Source organism: Oxalobacteraceae sp. CFBP 8761 (genome assembly GCA_014841595.1).
Taxonomy (GTDB): Bacteria; Pseudomonadota; Gammaproteobacteria; order Burkholderiales; family Burkholderiaceae_D; genus Telluria.
In genome coordinates this window covers 769,498-783,876 of record JACYUE010000001.1, presented here as the reverse complement: position 1 = coordinate 783,876, position 14,379 = coordinate 769,498, and the positions used below count along the sequence as shown (strand labels likewise).

Here is a 14,379-nt window from a genome sequence, read left to right as displayed (position 1 = left end):
CACCATGACCGAACCCGCGCAAGCCCCATCCAAGCCCGCCCAACGCGCGCCAGAAGTTGCGGTGGCGCCGCTCGACACCATCGACCAGCAAGACGTCAGTGCCGGCGCTGCCGCCTTCGACAAATGGCTGCGCGAGCTCAGCCATGATTACATCACGCTGGAGCGCTTGCTCACCGTAGCGGGCAGCTTGCCGGTGATTGGCAACATCATGGCGTTGATCGACGCCGTCATGGACATCGTGGGCGTGATCCAGAAGCTCATCAACAAGAAAGAAATCGAAATCCTGCAGTGGGTCAGCCTGGGTATCAACCTGATCGGTGTGGTCCCAGGAGCGGGTGGCGCAGCGCGCATGACCCTGCGGCCAACACTGCATCTGGTCCGACAAAAGCTGGCATCGGGTGTTAAGGATCTCGGCAGCGCGCTCATCGAAGTGCTGATCATGCACCTTAACGCCAAGCTGGCCGGCGAGATCGACACCTTTGTCGACAAAGCGATGGACAAGCTGCCCACCATTCTGAGTGAATGCGCCACTACTGCTGACGGCGTTGCCGATGACCTGATCAAGGTTCTCAATAGCTGCATCGGCAAGGAACCACTGTTCGACGTGGCCACCCCGGCTGACGTGGAGACCAGGGTGTACGATCCCAAGGCAAAGAGCAGCTTGCTGCGCATGCTTGGCGCACTTGGCCAAGAATACAAAAAGAGCGCCAACTATATTGTTGCCGTGGCAGCCCGTCACCTGCCGCAAAGCGCCGTAGAGGGCGTGAGCGGCATGGTCAACCACCTGACCGACTTCAAGCCGATGTTTCGCGGCAAGCTCGCGGCACTGGCCGACGAACAGGAGCAGATGAGCATCCGCTGGATACTGATGCGGCTGCGCGATGCGGTTAAAAAACACAAGAAGCGCTATCCGGCACTGGTCCCGTCAAGCAAGGGCGCGCAGCACCAGAAGGACAATCCCGGCCACGAACTGGGCGCCATCGGCCGCCAAGTTCCGGCCAAGGGCGACGCCAATGCCTGCAAGCTGTGTCCGGCAAAGGGCGGTACCGCGCACTCGATCAGCTTCGCCACCGGCGCCGAAACCTTCACGCATACCGACTTCGTCCTTGATGCGCCGCTTCCCATCGAATGGAGCCGCACCTACCGCAGCCAGCTGACCACCTATGACCACGGCCATCTCGGCGCGCGCTGGCTTACCCCGTACAGCACGCGTGTCGACGTGGTTGGCCAGGGCAAGAGCGCCGCCCTGCTCTATCACGCCGCCGATGGCCGCAGTCACCGCTACCCGTGCCTTGACATCGGCCAGCGGCACCACGATCCGGTCGAGCTGATCACGCTCACGCGCATCAGCGTCTCCCTGCTCGCGCTCGACTTCGGCAAGTTCCTGCCAGAAGGCGAAGCCAGCGCCTGGCGCGAAACCTACGAGCTGATCGACACCGTACGCGCCAAGGCCGCCGAGATGGGCAAACAGCACTTCAGACTGATCGCGCTGCATGCCCGCGACGGCGCCGCCCTCGGCCTGCGCTACGACCACGTCGTTGCCCATGGTCCCCATGCCGGCGAAGCGGTGCTCAGCGACATCATCAGCAAGCAAGGCGAGACCATCATCGCCCATGCTGGCACCCAGGTCGACGCCAATAGCGGCCGCATCCGCGCTCTGTGGGAAATCCGGGACGGCAAGCTGGTGCGCCAGCTCGCCGCCTACGACTATGACGACGAGCACGGCGACCTGGTCCGCGCCCAGGACGACAACGGCGCCACCTGGCAGTACGGGTACGATCGTCATCTCATTACCCGCTACACCGACCGCACCGGGCGCGGTATGAACCTCGCCTACGACACCAGCACTGACAGCGGCGCCAATGCGAAGGCGATCCGCGAGTGGGCTGATGACGGCAGCTTCGACACCCGGCTCAAGTGGGACAAGAACATTCGGCTGGCCTACGTCATCGATGCGCTTGATCAAGAGAGCCGCTACTACTATGACATCGCAGGCTACACCTACCGCATCGTGTACCCGGACGGGGGCGAGGAATGGTTCTATCGCGATGCCGCCAAGAACGTCGTGCGCCACATCGACGCCGACGGCAGCAGCGAGCATTACCGTTTCGATGCCCATGGCAACCTGCTCACGCATACGCGCGCTGACGGCAGTCAAGTCCACTTCGAGTATGACAACCAGCACCGCGTCACCGGCATCCGCGATGGCGAAGGTGGCACCTGGAAGCGTGACTACAATGTCCAGAGCCATCTGGTTGAAGAGACAGACCCGCGCGGCAACAAGACGCAGTATGTGTACGACAAGCGCAGCCAGCCCATCGAGATCATTGACGCCAAGGGTGGCATCTCGAAACTCACGTACAACCTGGACGGCGGACTCGCCAGCTACACCGACTGTTCAGGACACAGCAGCCATTGGGAATACGACGATCGCAAACGGCTTACCAAGAGCATCGATGCCGCCGGTAATGTCACCCGATACCGCTACACACCTCTTAGCGCCGACACGCTGGCGCAAGCCCGCAATGACGGTAGCGACAGGGGCAACCATCCCGGACAGCTCGAAGCCGTCATCTACCCGGATGGCAAGCAAGAGCAGCTGGTCCATGACGCCGAAGGCCGGCTGCTCGCGCACACTGACGCTCTCGCACGCACCACCGCCTACCGCTACACCGCAGCCGGATTGATCGCCAGGCGCATCGACGCCCTTGGACATGGCCTGCACTATCGCTGGGATGCGCTCGGCCGCCTGGCCGCGCTGGAAAACGAAAATGGCAGCGTCTACCGCTTCCGGTATGACCCGGCCGGCCGCCTGTTGCAGGAACAAGGTTTTGACGGCAAGGTCACCGAGTACCGTTACGACGACGATAGTGGCGTGCTAATGGAGACCGTCGACGCCGGCGTGACCACGCGCCTCAACTTCGACGCCATGGGCCGGCTTGTGCAACGCCGGGCCGCCGCCCCCGGCCAGCCGGAGCAAACCGAAACCTTCGCCTACAACGCCAATGGCCAACTGGCCGAAGCACAGAACGAACACGCCAGACTGCAATGGTTCTACGACCCCGCTGGCAACCTGGTGCGCGAGCACCAGCACTACCAGGGGCCGTTCCATCCAGATAAAGGCACCGCAGTCTGGCACCACCAGCATGACGAATTGAACGGCCGCATCGGCACGGTCCGTCCCGACGGCCACAGCACCGAATGGCTGACCTACGGCGCTGGCCACGTGCATGGCCTGCTGCTCGACGGGCAAGAGTTGGTGGCCTTCGAACGCGACGCGCTGTACCAGGAAACCAGCCGCACCCAGGCTAACGGCCTGCGGCAAACGATGAAATATGACCCGGTGGGCCGCCTGATCGAACAGCAGCTCGGCCCTATCGCCCAGGTCGGCCAGAAGGATCGGCTGTTCTACCCCGATACGTACCGTCCCGACGTTCAGGTCGGCATGCGCGCCGCAATCGTCCGCCGCTACCGTTATGACCCGTCCGGCCAACTGGCCAGCGTCGAAGACAACCGGCGCGGCCACATTGAATACCGCTATGACCCGGTTGGACGGCTTCTGGCGGCAAACAGTGCAATGGGCTACGAAACCTTCGCTTTCGATCCAGCGGGGAACATACAGGTACCCGATACCGAGCAGCAGGGGCCCATTTCCCAACGCGCCCCGCTACCGAAACTGCTCGACAACCTGCTCAAGGAATATGCGGGCGTCAGTTATCGCTACGACGAACGCGGCAATCTCGTGGAGCACACGCAGCACGGCAAGCGGTCCGAGTATGCATGGGATGCGTTCAACCGAATGAACCGCGGCACGACGTCGCAAGGCGTCACCACCTTTGCCTATGATCCGTTGGGGCGGCGCATCGCCAAGCACCATACTGCGATGGATGGTGGTGCTTTCCGGGAGCCAACTCGGACAATGTACGGCTGGGATGGCGACACGCTGGCGCTGGAAAGCAGCGTGTATGGGGGCCATACCGCGGTCGAACGAACCGTTCACTATGTATACGAGCGCGATAGTTTTGTACCTCTCGCGCAGGCGACTAGAAGCCAGGCGCTACGACTGGCGTCCAGCACTGATGTCAAGGCGCTAATAGCAGGTAACTATGGCAAGTACGATATTGAGCTTGATCCTCTATGGAACGGCGAACTTGAGCAAGACGCCGGACCATTTGGCAAAGATGAAATCACCTTCTTTCAATGTGATCATCTAGGCACGCCGCAGGAATTAACCGACCATGAGGGCAAGGTTGCGTGGTCGGCTCAATACAAGGCGTGGGGACAGGCGAGGGAAGCGATCAGCGAGGCTGCGTTTAAGACGGGGGTGAGAAATCCAGTACGATTTCAGGGGCAGCATCTTGATGAAGAAACGGGGCTACACTACAACCGGTATCGTTACTACGACCCGCTTCTAGGAAGATATTTGTCGAGCGATCCGATAAAGCTTTCGGGTGGCATCAACTCGTACCAATATAGTCCAAACCCGACTGCATTTATCGATCCTCTAGGCTTGACCAAATATGTGATCATTGGTGAAGGCCAATCATCAATTGAGGCTTATGCTAAAGCGATGCGTAAAAAATACCCGTGCGAGGAGTTTAGGACCATTAAAAAAGACTGGAGCGACATAATACGAAGTTCAGGCGCTTTTGAAGCGAAATTTGGATCAAAAGTTTGGGAGGAAAAAGCAGTTGGTGGAAACGCTATTTGGATTCGTGAACGAGCAGCAGAAGGCTACAAATTCATTGATATAGGAAACGATTCGGCTGCCAACAGAAGTCCATTCTACGCCGCTGAAAAAAAGGCGCTTGGCAGAATTGGAGCGAAAATATTTCCGCCAAATCGATGCGCCGCAAAGGAGGCGCGAAATGACACTAGCGTTAGTGACAGACCAGCATCAAAGGGACGATATGGAAGAAGATGAAGTGATTACAATTTTCATCCCAGTGAGTAAGGGAATGATGGCGCAGATGAAGAACTTCTACGGTCAGATTCTTCGTTTCACAATAAATGGAAGCGAGTTCTTAGTAAATAATATTAGAACTGTTCGCGGGCAGTTGCAATATTCAGAAATCAAGATTGATCCAAGTAAAAATCCGTTATTTAAGTTCAATATCAAAAATGACTTCCCCGAATATTGTATGTCACTACGTGAGCAAGAAGTTCATTTTGATTTTTTGGCAATGACGCCGGGCGGGTATATGGCGAGCATATATGACCCTTGTGGCAACTCAATATTAGTCGGTTGTGACAGCTTTGAAAACAGTACCAATGTTGACCTAACAAGTTGGGACGAATATCGTCGGTACTAATGTGAATATTACGCATGCGGGCTCAAGAATTAATGTTTGTGCTCGTGGCAAGGCAAGGGTGTTAGGTCAGCCATTCGGGCCAACGGTTCGACTAGGCCGGCAGGGGCAGTTCGCGCATTCGATATTATTTTTATTTAGTCTGAAGCAGAGATAAAATCATTCATATTAAACAGAGGTCCTTGTGTAGGAAGAGCGTACAAGTTAGTCAATGAACCAATAAGGCGTGCAATAGTATTGCATCAATTTAAAGTATCGTATCATTATTGAAGAAGATCCACTGACGGAGTCGATAATCCCATGATTGACTTTACCGAAGGGAAAATCAATATTGGCGAGAAAATATTATCAGTCTCATCCAATTATGAGGAGTTGGAAAACCTTGCCGAAAAATACTTGATTGAAAAACGAGAATGCGCGGGAGGTATTTATTACTACGTAGAGGCTCAAGAGGATACAATGAGGTTTGGCGTTTTCATCTCCTTGCAAGAAACGAGTATTAAGTGGCTGCTACTGCGATGGTTAGACCGTCCTATTAAAAGTTGGGATGACGTAAGTGAAAAGGCGATGACAGATGAATATCATCTACTATCGAATTTTATGAAGAAGAACATCGGAGCCTCACCCAATAATATTAGAACCGGGACGCGTACGTGGCTTTTCAAGTGGGGTCAACTAAATTTGAGTTATGAGATACGTTCCTTTGATGTAGCCATTTTCATGAAACCTCGATGAGAGTATTTGTCAGAAAGATTGAGTAGAATAATAGTTTTTGCTTGCCCTGGAGTAGATGGCAAGTCATCGAAACAGACGCTAACCATCTGAGTGAGTCTAAAAAATATGGCAATTGGAAAGCAGTGCATAGCAGACCTAAAAAAAAAGGCTAGACAAGCCCATAGATTGAGGAATGAGGCCAGAATTAGAGCTCGGTTATTGATGGAGGATCGGCAAAAAGCGATTGACCTTTACACCGGCTCAACAACAGGAAAACCTGAACCAATGCTAACTTGGAAACAGGCGATGGCAAAGGTGAAAGTAAGGAAAAAACTGGTTCTGAAGCCTATGAATATATTATGGGCTCGGCACAGCAATCCCGTGGGAGCGTGAAAAAAAAATAATAGGAGATGCGGACTGCGACCAAGTTTCGAAATCGATCCAGAAAAATTTGGCTGTCATTGAAATGCACATATGAAATATATAAAAACCACTAAGAAACCAAGAGTATCGCAATTTTTGGTTGATGAAAAAATTAATTTAAATGAATTTAGATCAATAATGAAAGATCTTGCATCAAAATTAAAATCCAAAGTCGAATGGATCGCGATGCCAGGAGCAGAAATCGGAAAAATAAAATTAAGTACTGGCGAAATCTATGCAAAACTTGATTTTGAATATGGGTTGGAGTTTGGTTGCGATAGCCTTGTAGATTATGAGATTATGCAAATTGAGGCAGTCTTAAAGAATAAATAAAAATCCATTTTTACTTTTAGGTAGAATACCCTGATGATGAAGCCAGACTGTAGGATAATTTGGTTCCCCAAGACGGAAGCGTTCAAGGCGTACGGCAGAAATGCCAGTAGCATAATGCAGTAAAAGGCATGCGGGAGTTGCTACTATGACAAAGAATAAGTTGAAAATTGTAGACCTAAATTACTTAGCCGGAGCGGCTTTACCAGTTTCGGACCGGACGTTCTATCAGTGCGTGAGTTGCTGGAGCATTCTAAGATCGATCCCTTTGGATAATGAATACTGTATCTGTGAAAACATCTCCGTTGATATTGATGCTGGAAGGGCTGGAGCTAGAAATGAAAATTTACTCCGAGTGTTACAGATTGCAATTGCAGATTGACTCTAACGCATAGGCACACCAATTGAGGGGCCGGTTTCACCTGCTTGTCACGCATGCCCGCCACCCGCTGTCGCACAACGTCCACACCCACCACCTCCTGAACATCGCCAACTCAGCCTTTACTGCTAAAGTCTCGCATCTTTACAACCACCGCTCCCCCCGTGAAAGCCATAACAAAACTCTTCGAACTCGGTTACGTGTTCATCGTCATCCTGTTCTTCGCCTGCGGCATCGGCCTCGTCGTGCTGGCTGGCGTCGAAATCTGGTCTGCCCTCAGCCCTTCCGCCGATACCGTTGCCCGCGAACGCTTCGACCTCATCCTTGAATGCATCGGCATGCTGACCATCGCCGTTGCCGCGCTCGGTCTTGGTCAAACCGTGCTGGAAGAAGAAATCCAGCGCGAAGCCAACATCAGCTCGCCTACCCGCGTGCGTCGCTTCTTGTCGCGCTTCCTGATCGTGGTCGTCGTGTCCCTGTCGGTAGAGTGCCTGATCGGGGTGTTCCAGTTCGTCCATGGCAGCCCGGAATACTTGCCGCACGCAGCGTCGATTGGTGTGGCTGCTGCCGCCCTGCTCGCTACCTGGGGTCTGTTCGTCCGGATGAACGTCAGCGCCGAAGAACTTGAACCGCATGCCATGCACGATGTGCAGGCTGAAGACAAGGTCATCGAAGGCGAAGATGTATCCGAAGAAGGTGAGCAACACGCCGAAGAACAGGGCGAGGACTACCACGCTGACGTAGACAAAAAGAAAGAATGAGCGGAAGCACTTGGTAAATCTGCCAAGTGCCGCTATAATCTCGTCTTCTTCGGGTCGTTAGCTCAGCTGGTAGAGCAGCGGACTTTTAATCCGTTGGTCGCAGGTTCGAATCCCGCACGGCCTACCAAAGATTCATCGACAACGCCAACCTTCGGGTTGGCGTTGTCGTTTTCGTTCCCCTTTTACTGCGCGCCCCATGCCCCAGACCATTGCTAGCGCCGTCCACCACGAACTGATCATCAAGAAAAGCCGCTTCATCGCGTGCGTGCAGCCGATGGCTGACCGTGCTGGTGCGCAACAGGTCGTGGCGGCGCTGCGCGCGCAGCATCCTGGCGCGGCGCATGTGTGCTGGGCGTTGCTGGCCGGCGGCCAGTCAGCGGCGGTCGATGATGGTGAGCCGAGTGGCACTGCCGGGCGGCCGATGTTCGATGTGCTGCGCCATCAGGATCTCGATGGTGTGCTGGCCACAGTGGTACGCTACTTCGGCGGCGTCAAGCTTGGCGCGGGCGGCCTCGTGCGGGCCTACACTGACAGTGTGGCGCAGGCGCTGCTCGGCGCGCCGAAGATCCCGATCATCAAGCTGCGCCAGCTGCGCTGCAGCGCGCCGTATGCGATGGAAGGGATGCTGCGGCGCGAGCTCGATGCGGCCGGCGCCACGCTCGATGAGGTAGCGCACGGCGACGACGTGCAGTTCACGTTCAGCCTGCCGGCAAGCGACGCTGACGACATCCGCGCGCGGCTGGGCGACGTGGGCCATGGCCGCATTGTTTGGCCGCCGGACGACGACGAGCCACTGCCCGCTTGAGGCGGCCCATTCGGGCACCCTATACCTGTCATCACGACTGGTGAGCGGACGTTTGCTCTTGCAGCCGGTATAGTGACAGACCCAGCCGCAAATTCCTCCGTCGGCAGGGATCATTTTCCACCGCAGTACAACCACCTCCCCTGTGATCAAGAAAAGCCTACTTCCCCTCGCCCTTGGCGGCTTCGGCATTGGCATGACCGAATTCGTCATGATGGGCATCCTGCCCGATATCGCCCGTGGTCTGCAGATCACGATCCCGCAAGCCGGCTATCTCATCACCGCCTACGCGCTCGGTGTCGTGGTCGGTGCGCCCACCCTCGTCACCATTGTCGCCGGCCGTCCGCCGCGCACCGTGCTGATCTGGTTCATGCTGATGTTTGCCGTGTTCAACGCGATGTCGGCGTTCGCGCCGAACTTCGAGACGATGATGGCGTCGCGCTTCCTGGCCGGCTTGCCGCATGGCGCTTTCTTCGGCGTGGGCGCGGTCGTCGCCAGCCGCCTGGCCGAGCCCGGCAAGACGGCGGCGGCGATGGCCATGATGTTTACCGGCCTGACGCTGGCCAACGTGCTGGGCGTGCCGCTCGGCACCTGGATCGGCCATGCGTTCGACTGGCGCATGGTGTTCCTGATCGTCGCGGTCATTGGTTTACTTACCATGTGGAGCCTGTATCAGTGGGTGCCACCGATCGCGCCAAGCAAACGTACGGGCCTCATGCAAGACCTGCGCATCTTCCGGCACCTGGATCTGTGGTTGGCCCTGGGCATCGTCTCGATCGGCACCGGCGGCTTCTTTGCGTGGTTCAGCTATATCGCGCCGCTGCTGACCGATGTCACGGGCTTCAGCACGAGTGCGCTGCCGCTGATCATGACGGCGGTTGGTGTGGGCATGACGGTCGGCGTGCAGTTTGGCGGTTATCTGGCCGACAAGTTCCATCCGCTGCCAGCCCTGTTGATCCTGATGGTCTCGATGGTGGTACTGCTGCTGTGCAATGGCCTGATGGCCGAGTCGAAGATCGCAATGGTGGTGCTGGCGTTCCTGACCGGCGCCAATGCGCTGGCCATTGGTCCACCGGTGCAGGTGCTCCTGATCGAGCATTCGCGCGAAGCGGAGATGCTGGGCTCGTCGCTGGGCCAGGCGGGTTTCAATGTCGGCAATGCGCTGGGCGCCCTGCTGGGCGGGATTCCGCTGACGCTGGGCTTTGCCTACACTGCGCCGCAGTGGGTCGCAGCGGCAATGGCGCTGTGTGGTGTGGTCTTGACGGCGTTGATGCTGACGCGTCGCCGCTGGAAGGCACGCGAATTGGCCCGGACGGTCGAGCGCATGCTGGGCGAAGCGCAGCCGGCCACCTCGCCGCCGGCGTAACGGCCAGATCGATTCAGGCGCAGGCTTCGCGCAGACGGCGTCTGCGCGAGGCGCCAACGCCGGCGACACCTGCGGCGCCGGCCAGCATCAATGCCAGCGTGCCCGGCTCGGGCACATCGGTCGGCGGCACGTCCTTGACGAGCTCGAAGCCTGCGACTTCCACCGATTTGAAGTAATGGTTCGAGTTCACCTGGACGCTCGAGTTCCACGTATTGGCAATGACCTGGCCATTGATCACGCCCCAGCCATTTTCGACCGTGGCATACGGCGCCAATACGCTGCCGATGATGCCCTTGACGTTGACCGACTCGGCTTCATAGAAGTTGAACAGCACGTTGTAGCCGCTCAATGGATCAAAGCCGATATTGCCGCCATTGAACCCGCCCTGCTTGCCGCCGATATTGAAGATCAGCGTCTGCCCTGCACTCAGGCCAGTCAGCATCCAGTTGTTGCCGCCATTGAAAAAGTCGGCATTCACATTGAACACGTCGACGCCGCCCTTGCCGCTGCCGGTGACCTTGTTGGCACTGTACTCGCGCGTGATCGTGCCGGTGGATGCAATCATGCTCAGGCCGCTGGCGATATTCTTGAACTGCTGGGCTGCAGCGGCAAAATCGACCGGGCTGACATTGGTCGCCGGTGTTTGCGCCGCATTGTTCAGGGTAGTCGTGCCGCCGGCATAGGTCTTGCCGTTGCTGATGGCGCCATTTTGCAGAAACAGATTGCCGCCAGCAGCCACTGAATAACCGCCAAATGCAGCCTTGCCGTTCTGGTTGACCGCGTAATTGGCGATCGAGACATTGCCGCCCGAAACGATGGCGCCTTCGACGTCGCTTGAATTGGCCGTAAAACTGCCCGCGGTGAAGACATTTGCGCCGCCCATGACCGAACCGATATCGAGCACACCTGCGTGTGCACCGGTCATTGCCAGTAACGCCGTCAGACATACGCCAAGCTTGATCACGATAGTTCCATGTGGGAATTGGTAATGATCAATAGTATCACTTCCAACATTGTATTTACACAGAAATCAGATCACACCAACGAGATGCCACCCATCGCGCGAGCGGTCTCGGCCGCTTCTTCCAGGATCTCGGCCAGCGTGGTTTCATCGAACACGAAGTCGATCGCGTTTTCACCATGCGGCGGCAATGGCTCGCGCCGGCTATCGAGCGGCGATGGCACTGGCGCATATTGATTGGCCATCAGCAGCGTGTCGAGCAGCGTGCCGGGCGGCATGTTGAGCCAGCCGCCGCGCATGTCGGCAATGGCGTCGGAGACAGCCGGTGGAATCGACAGCTTCTTCATGACTTCGGCGCTGACCACGTCCTCGCACAGCGCGCCCCAGTTGTCGGCATCGTCGTCGAGCAGGCCGGGAAATTCATCGGCCCGCGCCAGCAGGTAAAAAGCGCCCACCTCGTGCACGATGCCAGCAAACAGAGCGGTGTCGGGATTGACGCCCGTCACACGCCGCGCCAGCGAATAGGCGATCGCGGCCATGTGGGTCGTGTGCTCCCACAATTGTTCGGCTTTGGCGCGCAGTTGCGGATCGTTGATGCGGTTGCCGAACTGACGCACCACCAGGCTCGCGACCAGCGCCTGCAGGCGGCGGTAGCCGATGCGCGTCACGGCGGTGCGGACATTGGTCACGGGTACCGAGCCACCGCCGCCAAATGCGGCCGTGTTGGCCAGGGCGACCGTGCGCGCGGCCAGTTGTGGTTCGGCCAGCACCAGCCTGATGGCCTCATCGATATGGCAATCGGGATTGTCGAGCGCCTGCTGCAGGCGCAGCACGGCATTGACGCTGGTGGGGAACGTGATTTCGCCGCGAACAGCTTGCGCGGCGATATATCCAAAGGCTTCGAGTTTATTCACCGGGCGATTATAGCGCCCGCCATCTGCCCCACCGGGCGTGTCTGCGCCCGGCATGCCTGGTAGGTGCCAACTGTGGCGTCAAGGCCACACGTACGCCGAATAAAAAAACGCCGTCCGCAGAACTAGTCCGGGGACGGCGTTTTCATGACAGGTGCCGGCCGCAGTGAGGTGCGGCCAGGCCCGGGTCAGGAATTACTTTGCCTTGTTGGCGTCACGTGCTGCGTCGCGGGTCGACTTGGCTTGCATTTCGCACTTGTCTTCTGCATCGCCTTTCAGGGCGTCGCATTTTTCGTCGGCCAGGTCGTACTCGGCTTCGATGACGTTACCGCGGGCTTTCATCACGTTGTTGCCGGTGTTGTCGAACTTCACCGCTGCATCGTGCTCGGCCTTGGCGCGCATCAGCTTGGCTTCATCTTCGCAGATGTCTTCTGCGTTGCCGCTCATGGCGTCGCACTTGTCTTTGGCGACTTTGTAGTCGGCCTTGGCCTTGTCCATGGCCGTTTTGTGCGCAGCCTTGTTGACGGTCTGGGCAGCTGCAGGTGCGATACCAACGGCGGCGAAAGCAGCGGCGGTGATCAAGGTGGCGATGAACGATTTCATGGTGAAGTCCCTTATTAGGTTGTTGGTGTAGCCATTAAACGCCATCCTCAACAACCGCTCTGTGCGACACCGTACACTTGCAAAAAAATCAATTAAGCAAATGCGGTTGATAGCCTGATGTTTTCGGTACGGCGCGTGCGCCGTCGTTCAGCCGGAAGATGCTCACCAGTTGCGCCAGGCGCTGCGATTCATCCTCGAGCGTGGCGGCCGAGCCGCTGGCCTGCTGCACCAGCGCCGCGTTCTGGCGTGTGGCTTCATCGATCTGTGCGATCGCGCCATTGACCTGCTCGATACCGGCATTCTGCTCGACGGTCGCATGGCTGATCTCGGCCATGATATCGGTGACGCGCCGCACACCCGTGACGATCTCCCCCATGGTCGCGCCAGCGCGGTCGACCAGCACGGCGCCCGCATCGACACGCTCGACCGAACTGCCGATCAGCACCTTGATTTCCTTTGCTGCTGCGGCCGAGCGCTGGGCCAGGTTGCGCACCTCGGTGGCGACCACGGCAAAGCCACGGCCCTGCTCGCCGGCGCGTGCTGCTTCGACGGCGGCATTGAGTGCCAGGATGTTCGTCTGGAACGCGATGCCATCGATGACGCCGATGATGTCCACGATCTTTTTCGACGATTCGTTGATCGACGCCATCGTGTCGACCACTTGCGCGACGACTTCACCACCGCGCAGTGCCACGGCCGATGCCGACTCGGCCAGGCTGTTGGCCTGGCGTGCATTCTCGGCGTTCTGGCGCACGATGCCGGTCAGTTGGGTGACCGACGTAGCGGTGGCGTGCAGCGTGCCGGTCTGGCGTTCGGTGCGGCTCGACAGGTCGCGGTTGCCGTCGGCGATTTCCGTCGACACGGCGCTGATTGCCAACGTGCCATTGCGTACTTGCGAGACGATGCGCACCAGGCTGTCGCGCATGCCCTGCATCGCAAACAGCAGGCTCGTGTTGTCGCCCGGACGGGTGACGATTGCCACGCCCAGGTCGCCACCGGCGATGGCCGAAGCGATCGACGCCGCGTAATCCGGCTGGCCGCCCAACTGGCGCAGCAGGCCGCGGGCCGTGTACCAGGCCGCCAGCGAACCGGCGGCAATCGCGCCCAGGCACAGCAGCGCCATCCAGCCAACGAAGCCCTTGGCCATCGCGCGTGCATCGGCGGCCGCTTCGTTATTCAGTTTTTCTTCCAGGTCGATCAGGCGGTTGATGCTGGCGAGCCAACCGGTAAAGGCCGGTGCGGCCGATTGCGACAGCAGCGCCGCGGCTTCGACGCCCTGGCCGGCGGCGTGCAGCGCGACCACGCGCTCGATCAGCGGCTTGGTGAGGCTTTCCTGCGCCTTGATGGCGGCCAGCGCGTCCTTCTCTTCGGGGAGCATGTCGGTGCGCTCGGCGAACAGGGCGTCCAGCGGGCCGGCCGAACGCGCGTAGTTGTCGTCCAGCGTCTTGATCAGCGCGATGGGCGTCGCGGCGCCAGCCGGGTCGGCCGCCAGTACCACGTCGCGCAAGGCGATCGCGCGGTCATGCACGCTGCCGCGGAAATTGATTGCGTAGCGCTGTTTGACGCTGTTGACGTCATTGATGTAATTCAGGACATGTTCGATGCGCCCCACGCGGCTCGCGCCCAGCGCAACCAGGACAATCATCAGCAAAAAGACGACGCCATAGCCGAAAGCCAGCCGGGCGCCGATCGTGAGGTTCTTGTTTTTCATGGGGGGGGTCGAGATCAGTGGGTCGCAAAGAAAACTGTCTGTTTTCTTTCAGCGAGCGCAAATATATCACCCGATATTGCCCATTGGAATCAAATCTGAATCGTGTGCA

Annotated in this window: 11 protein-coding genes and 1 tRNA gene; 8 read left to right on the top strand and 4 right to left on the bottom strand. The window is 57.9% G+C overall.

The window, feature by feature from the left end; translation table 11 throughout:
* The first annotated feature begins 4 nt into the window (after positions 1 to 4).
* From IFU00_03475 to IFU00_03440, 8 genes are all read left to right on the top strand, one after another.
* A complete protein-coding gene (locus IFU00_03475; GenBank protein ID MBD8541340.1) occupies positions 5 to 4,924 on the top strand; it encodes an RHS repeat protein in 4,920 nt (1,639 codons plus the stop codon).
* Positions 4,911 to 5,312, top strand: coding sequence for a hypothetical protein (locus IFU00_03470; GenBank protein ID MBD8541339.1), 402 nt, complete (start codon positions 4,911 to 4,913; stop codon positions 5,310 to 5,312). The genes IFU00_03475 and IFU00_03470 overlap by 14 nt, the downstream gene beginning before the upstream one ends.
* Before the next feature lie 297 nt (positions 5,313 to 5,609).
* The gene (locus IFU00_03465; protein ID MBD8541338.1) at positions 5,610 to 6,044 is read left to right on the top strand and encodes a hypothetical protein; all 435 of its coding nucleotides are present in this window, start codon (positions 5,610 to 5,612) and stop codon (positions 6,042 to 6,044) included.
* 453 nt (positions 6,045 to 6,497) lie between these two features.
* Positions 6,498 to 6,779 carry a hypothetical protein gene (locus IFU00_03460; GenBank protein MBD8541337.1) on the top strand — a complete coding sequence of 94 codons (282 nt, stop codon included), beginning with the start codon at positions 6,498 to 6,500 and terminating at the stop codon, positions 6,777 to 6,779.
* Positions 6,780 to 7,319: 540 nt separating this feature from the next.
* Positions 7,320 to 7,916: a hypothetical protein gene (locus IFU00_03455; GenBank protein MBD8541336.1), complete on the top strand. Its 597-nt coding sequence runs from the start codon at positions 7,320 to 7,322 to the stop codon at positions 7,914 to 7,916.
* 51 nt (positions 7,917 to 7,967) lie between these two features.
* Positions 7,968 to 8,043: transfer RNA gene (locus tag IFU00_03450), tRNA-Lys, on the top strand.
* Positions 8,044 to 8,112: 69 nt separating this feature from the next.
* On the top strand, positions 8,113 to 8,721 hold the full coding sequence (locus IFU00_03445; protein ID MBD8541335.1) for a YigZ family protein: 609 nt from the start codon (positions 8,113 to 8,115) through the stop codon (positions 8,719 to 8,721).
* Between the two features lie 142 nt (positions 8,722 to 8,863).
* The gene (locus IFU00_03440; GenBank protein MBD8541334.1) at positions 8,864 to 10,084 is read left to right on the top strand and encodes an MFS transporter; all 1,221 of its coding nucleotides are present in this window, start codon (positions 8,864 to 8,866) and stop codon (positions 10,082 to 10,084) included.
* A 13-nt stretch (positions 10,085 to 10,097) separates the two neighbouring features.
* Here IFU00_03440 and IFU00_03435 read toward each other — a convergent pair whose 3' ends face one another.
* From IFU00_03435 to IFU00_03420, 4 genes are all read right to left on the bottom strand, one after another.
* Entirely contained in the window at positions 10,098 to 11,009 is a 912-nt protein-coding gene (locus IFU00_03435) for a choice-of-anchor A family protein (GenBank protein ID MBD8541333.1), read from the bottom strand.
* Between the two features lie 110 nt (positions 11,010 to 11,119).
* Positions 11,120 to 12,013, bottom strand: a complete 894-nt coding sequence (locus tag IFU00_03430; GenBank protein MBD8541332.1) for an HDOD domain-containing protein — start codon at positions 12,011 to 12,013, stop codon at positions 11,120 to 11,122.
* Positions 12,014 to 12,151: 138 nt separating this feature from the next.
* On the bottom strand, positions 12,152 to 12,559 hold the full coding sequence (locus IFU00_03425) for a cell envelope biogenesis protein TolA (protein ID MBD8541331.1): 408 nt from the start codon (positions 12,557 to 12,559) through the stop codon (positions 12,152 to 12,154).
* Positions 12,560 to 12,647: 88 nt separating this feature from the next.
* Positions 12,648 to 14,270, bottom strand: a complete 1,623-nt coding sequence (locus IFU00_03420; protein MBD8541330.1) for an MCP four helix bundle domain-containing protein — start codon at positions 14,268 to 14,270, stop codon at positions 12,648 to 12,650.
* Positions 14,271 to 14,379 lie beyond the last annotated feature (109 nt).

What these genes read in the sequence shown, in the direction of transcription:
- IFU00_03475 (MBD8541340.1), top strand. Translation starts at nt 5, where the DNA reads ATGACCGAACCCGCGCAAGCCCCATCCAAGCCCGCCCAACGCGCGCCA.
- IFU00_03470 (MBD8541339.1), top strand. Translation starts at nt 4,911, where the DNA reads ATGGAAGAAGATGAAGTGATTACAATTTTCATCCCAGTGAGTAAGGGA.
- IFU00_03465 (MBD8541338.1), top strand. Translation starts at nt 5,610, where the DNA reads ATGATTGACTTTACCGAAGGGAAAATCAATATTGGCGAGAAAATATTA.
- IFU00_03460 (MBD8541337.1), top strand. Translation starts at nt 6,498, where the DNA reads ATGAAATATATAAAAACCACTAAGAAACCAAGAGTATCGCAATTTTTG.
- IFU00_03445 (MBD8541335.1), top strand. Translation starts at nt 8,113, where the DNA reads ATGCCCCAGACCATTGCTAGCGCCGTCCACCACGAACTGATCATCAAG.
- IFU00_03435 (MBD8541333.1), bottom strand. Translation starts at nt 11,009, where the DNA reads ATGACCGGTGCACACGCAGGTGTGCTCGATATCGGTTCGGTCATGGGC.
- IFU00_03430 (MBD8541332.1), bottom strand. Translation starts at nt 12,013, where the DNA reads ATGCCGGGCGCAGACACGCCCGGTGGGGCAGATGGCGGGCGCTATAAT.
- IFU00_03425 (MBD8541331.1), bottom strand. Translation starts at nt 12,559, where the DNA reads ATGAAATCGTTCATCGCCACCTTGATCACCGCCGCTGCTTTCGCCGCC.
- IFU00_03420 (MBD8541330.1), bottom strand. Translation starts at nt 14,270, where the DNA reads ATGAAAAACAAGAACCTCACGATCGGCGCCCGGCTGGCTTTCGGCTAT.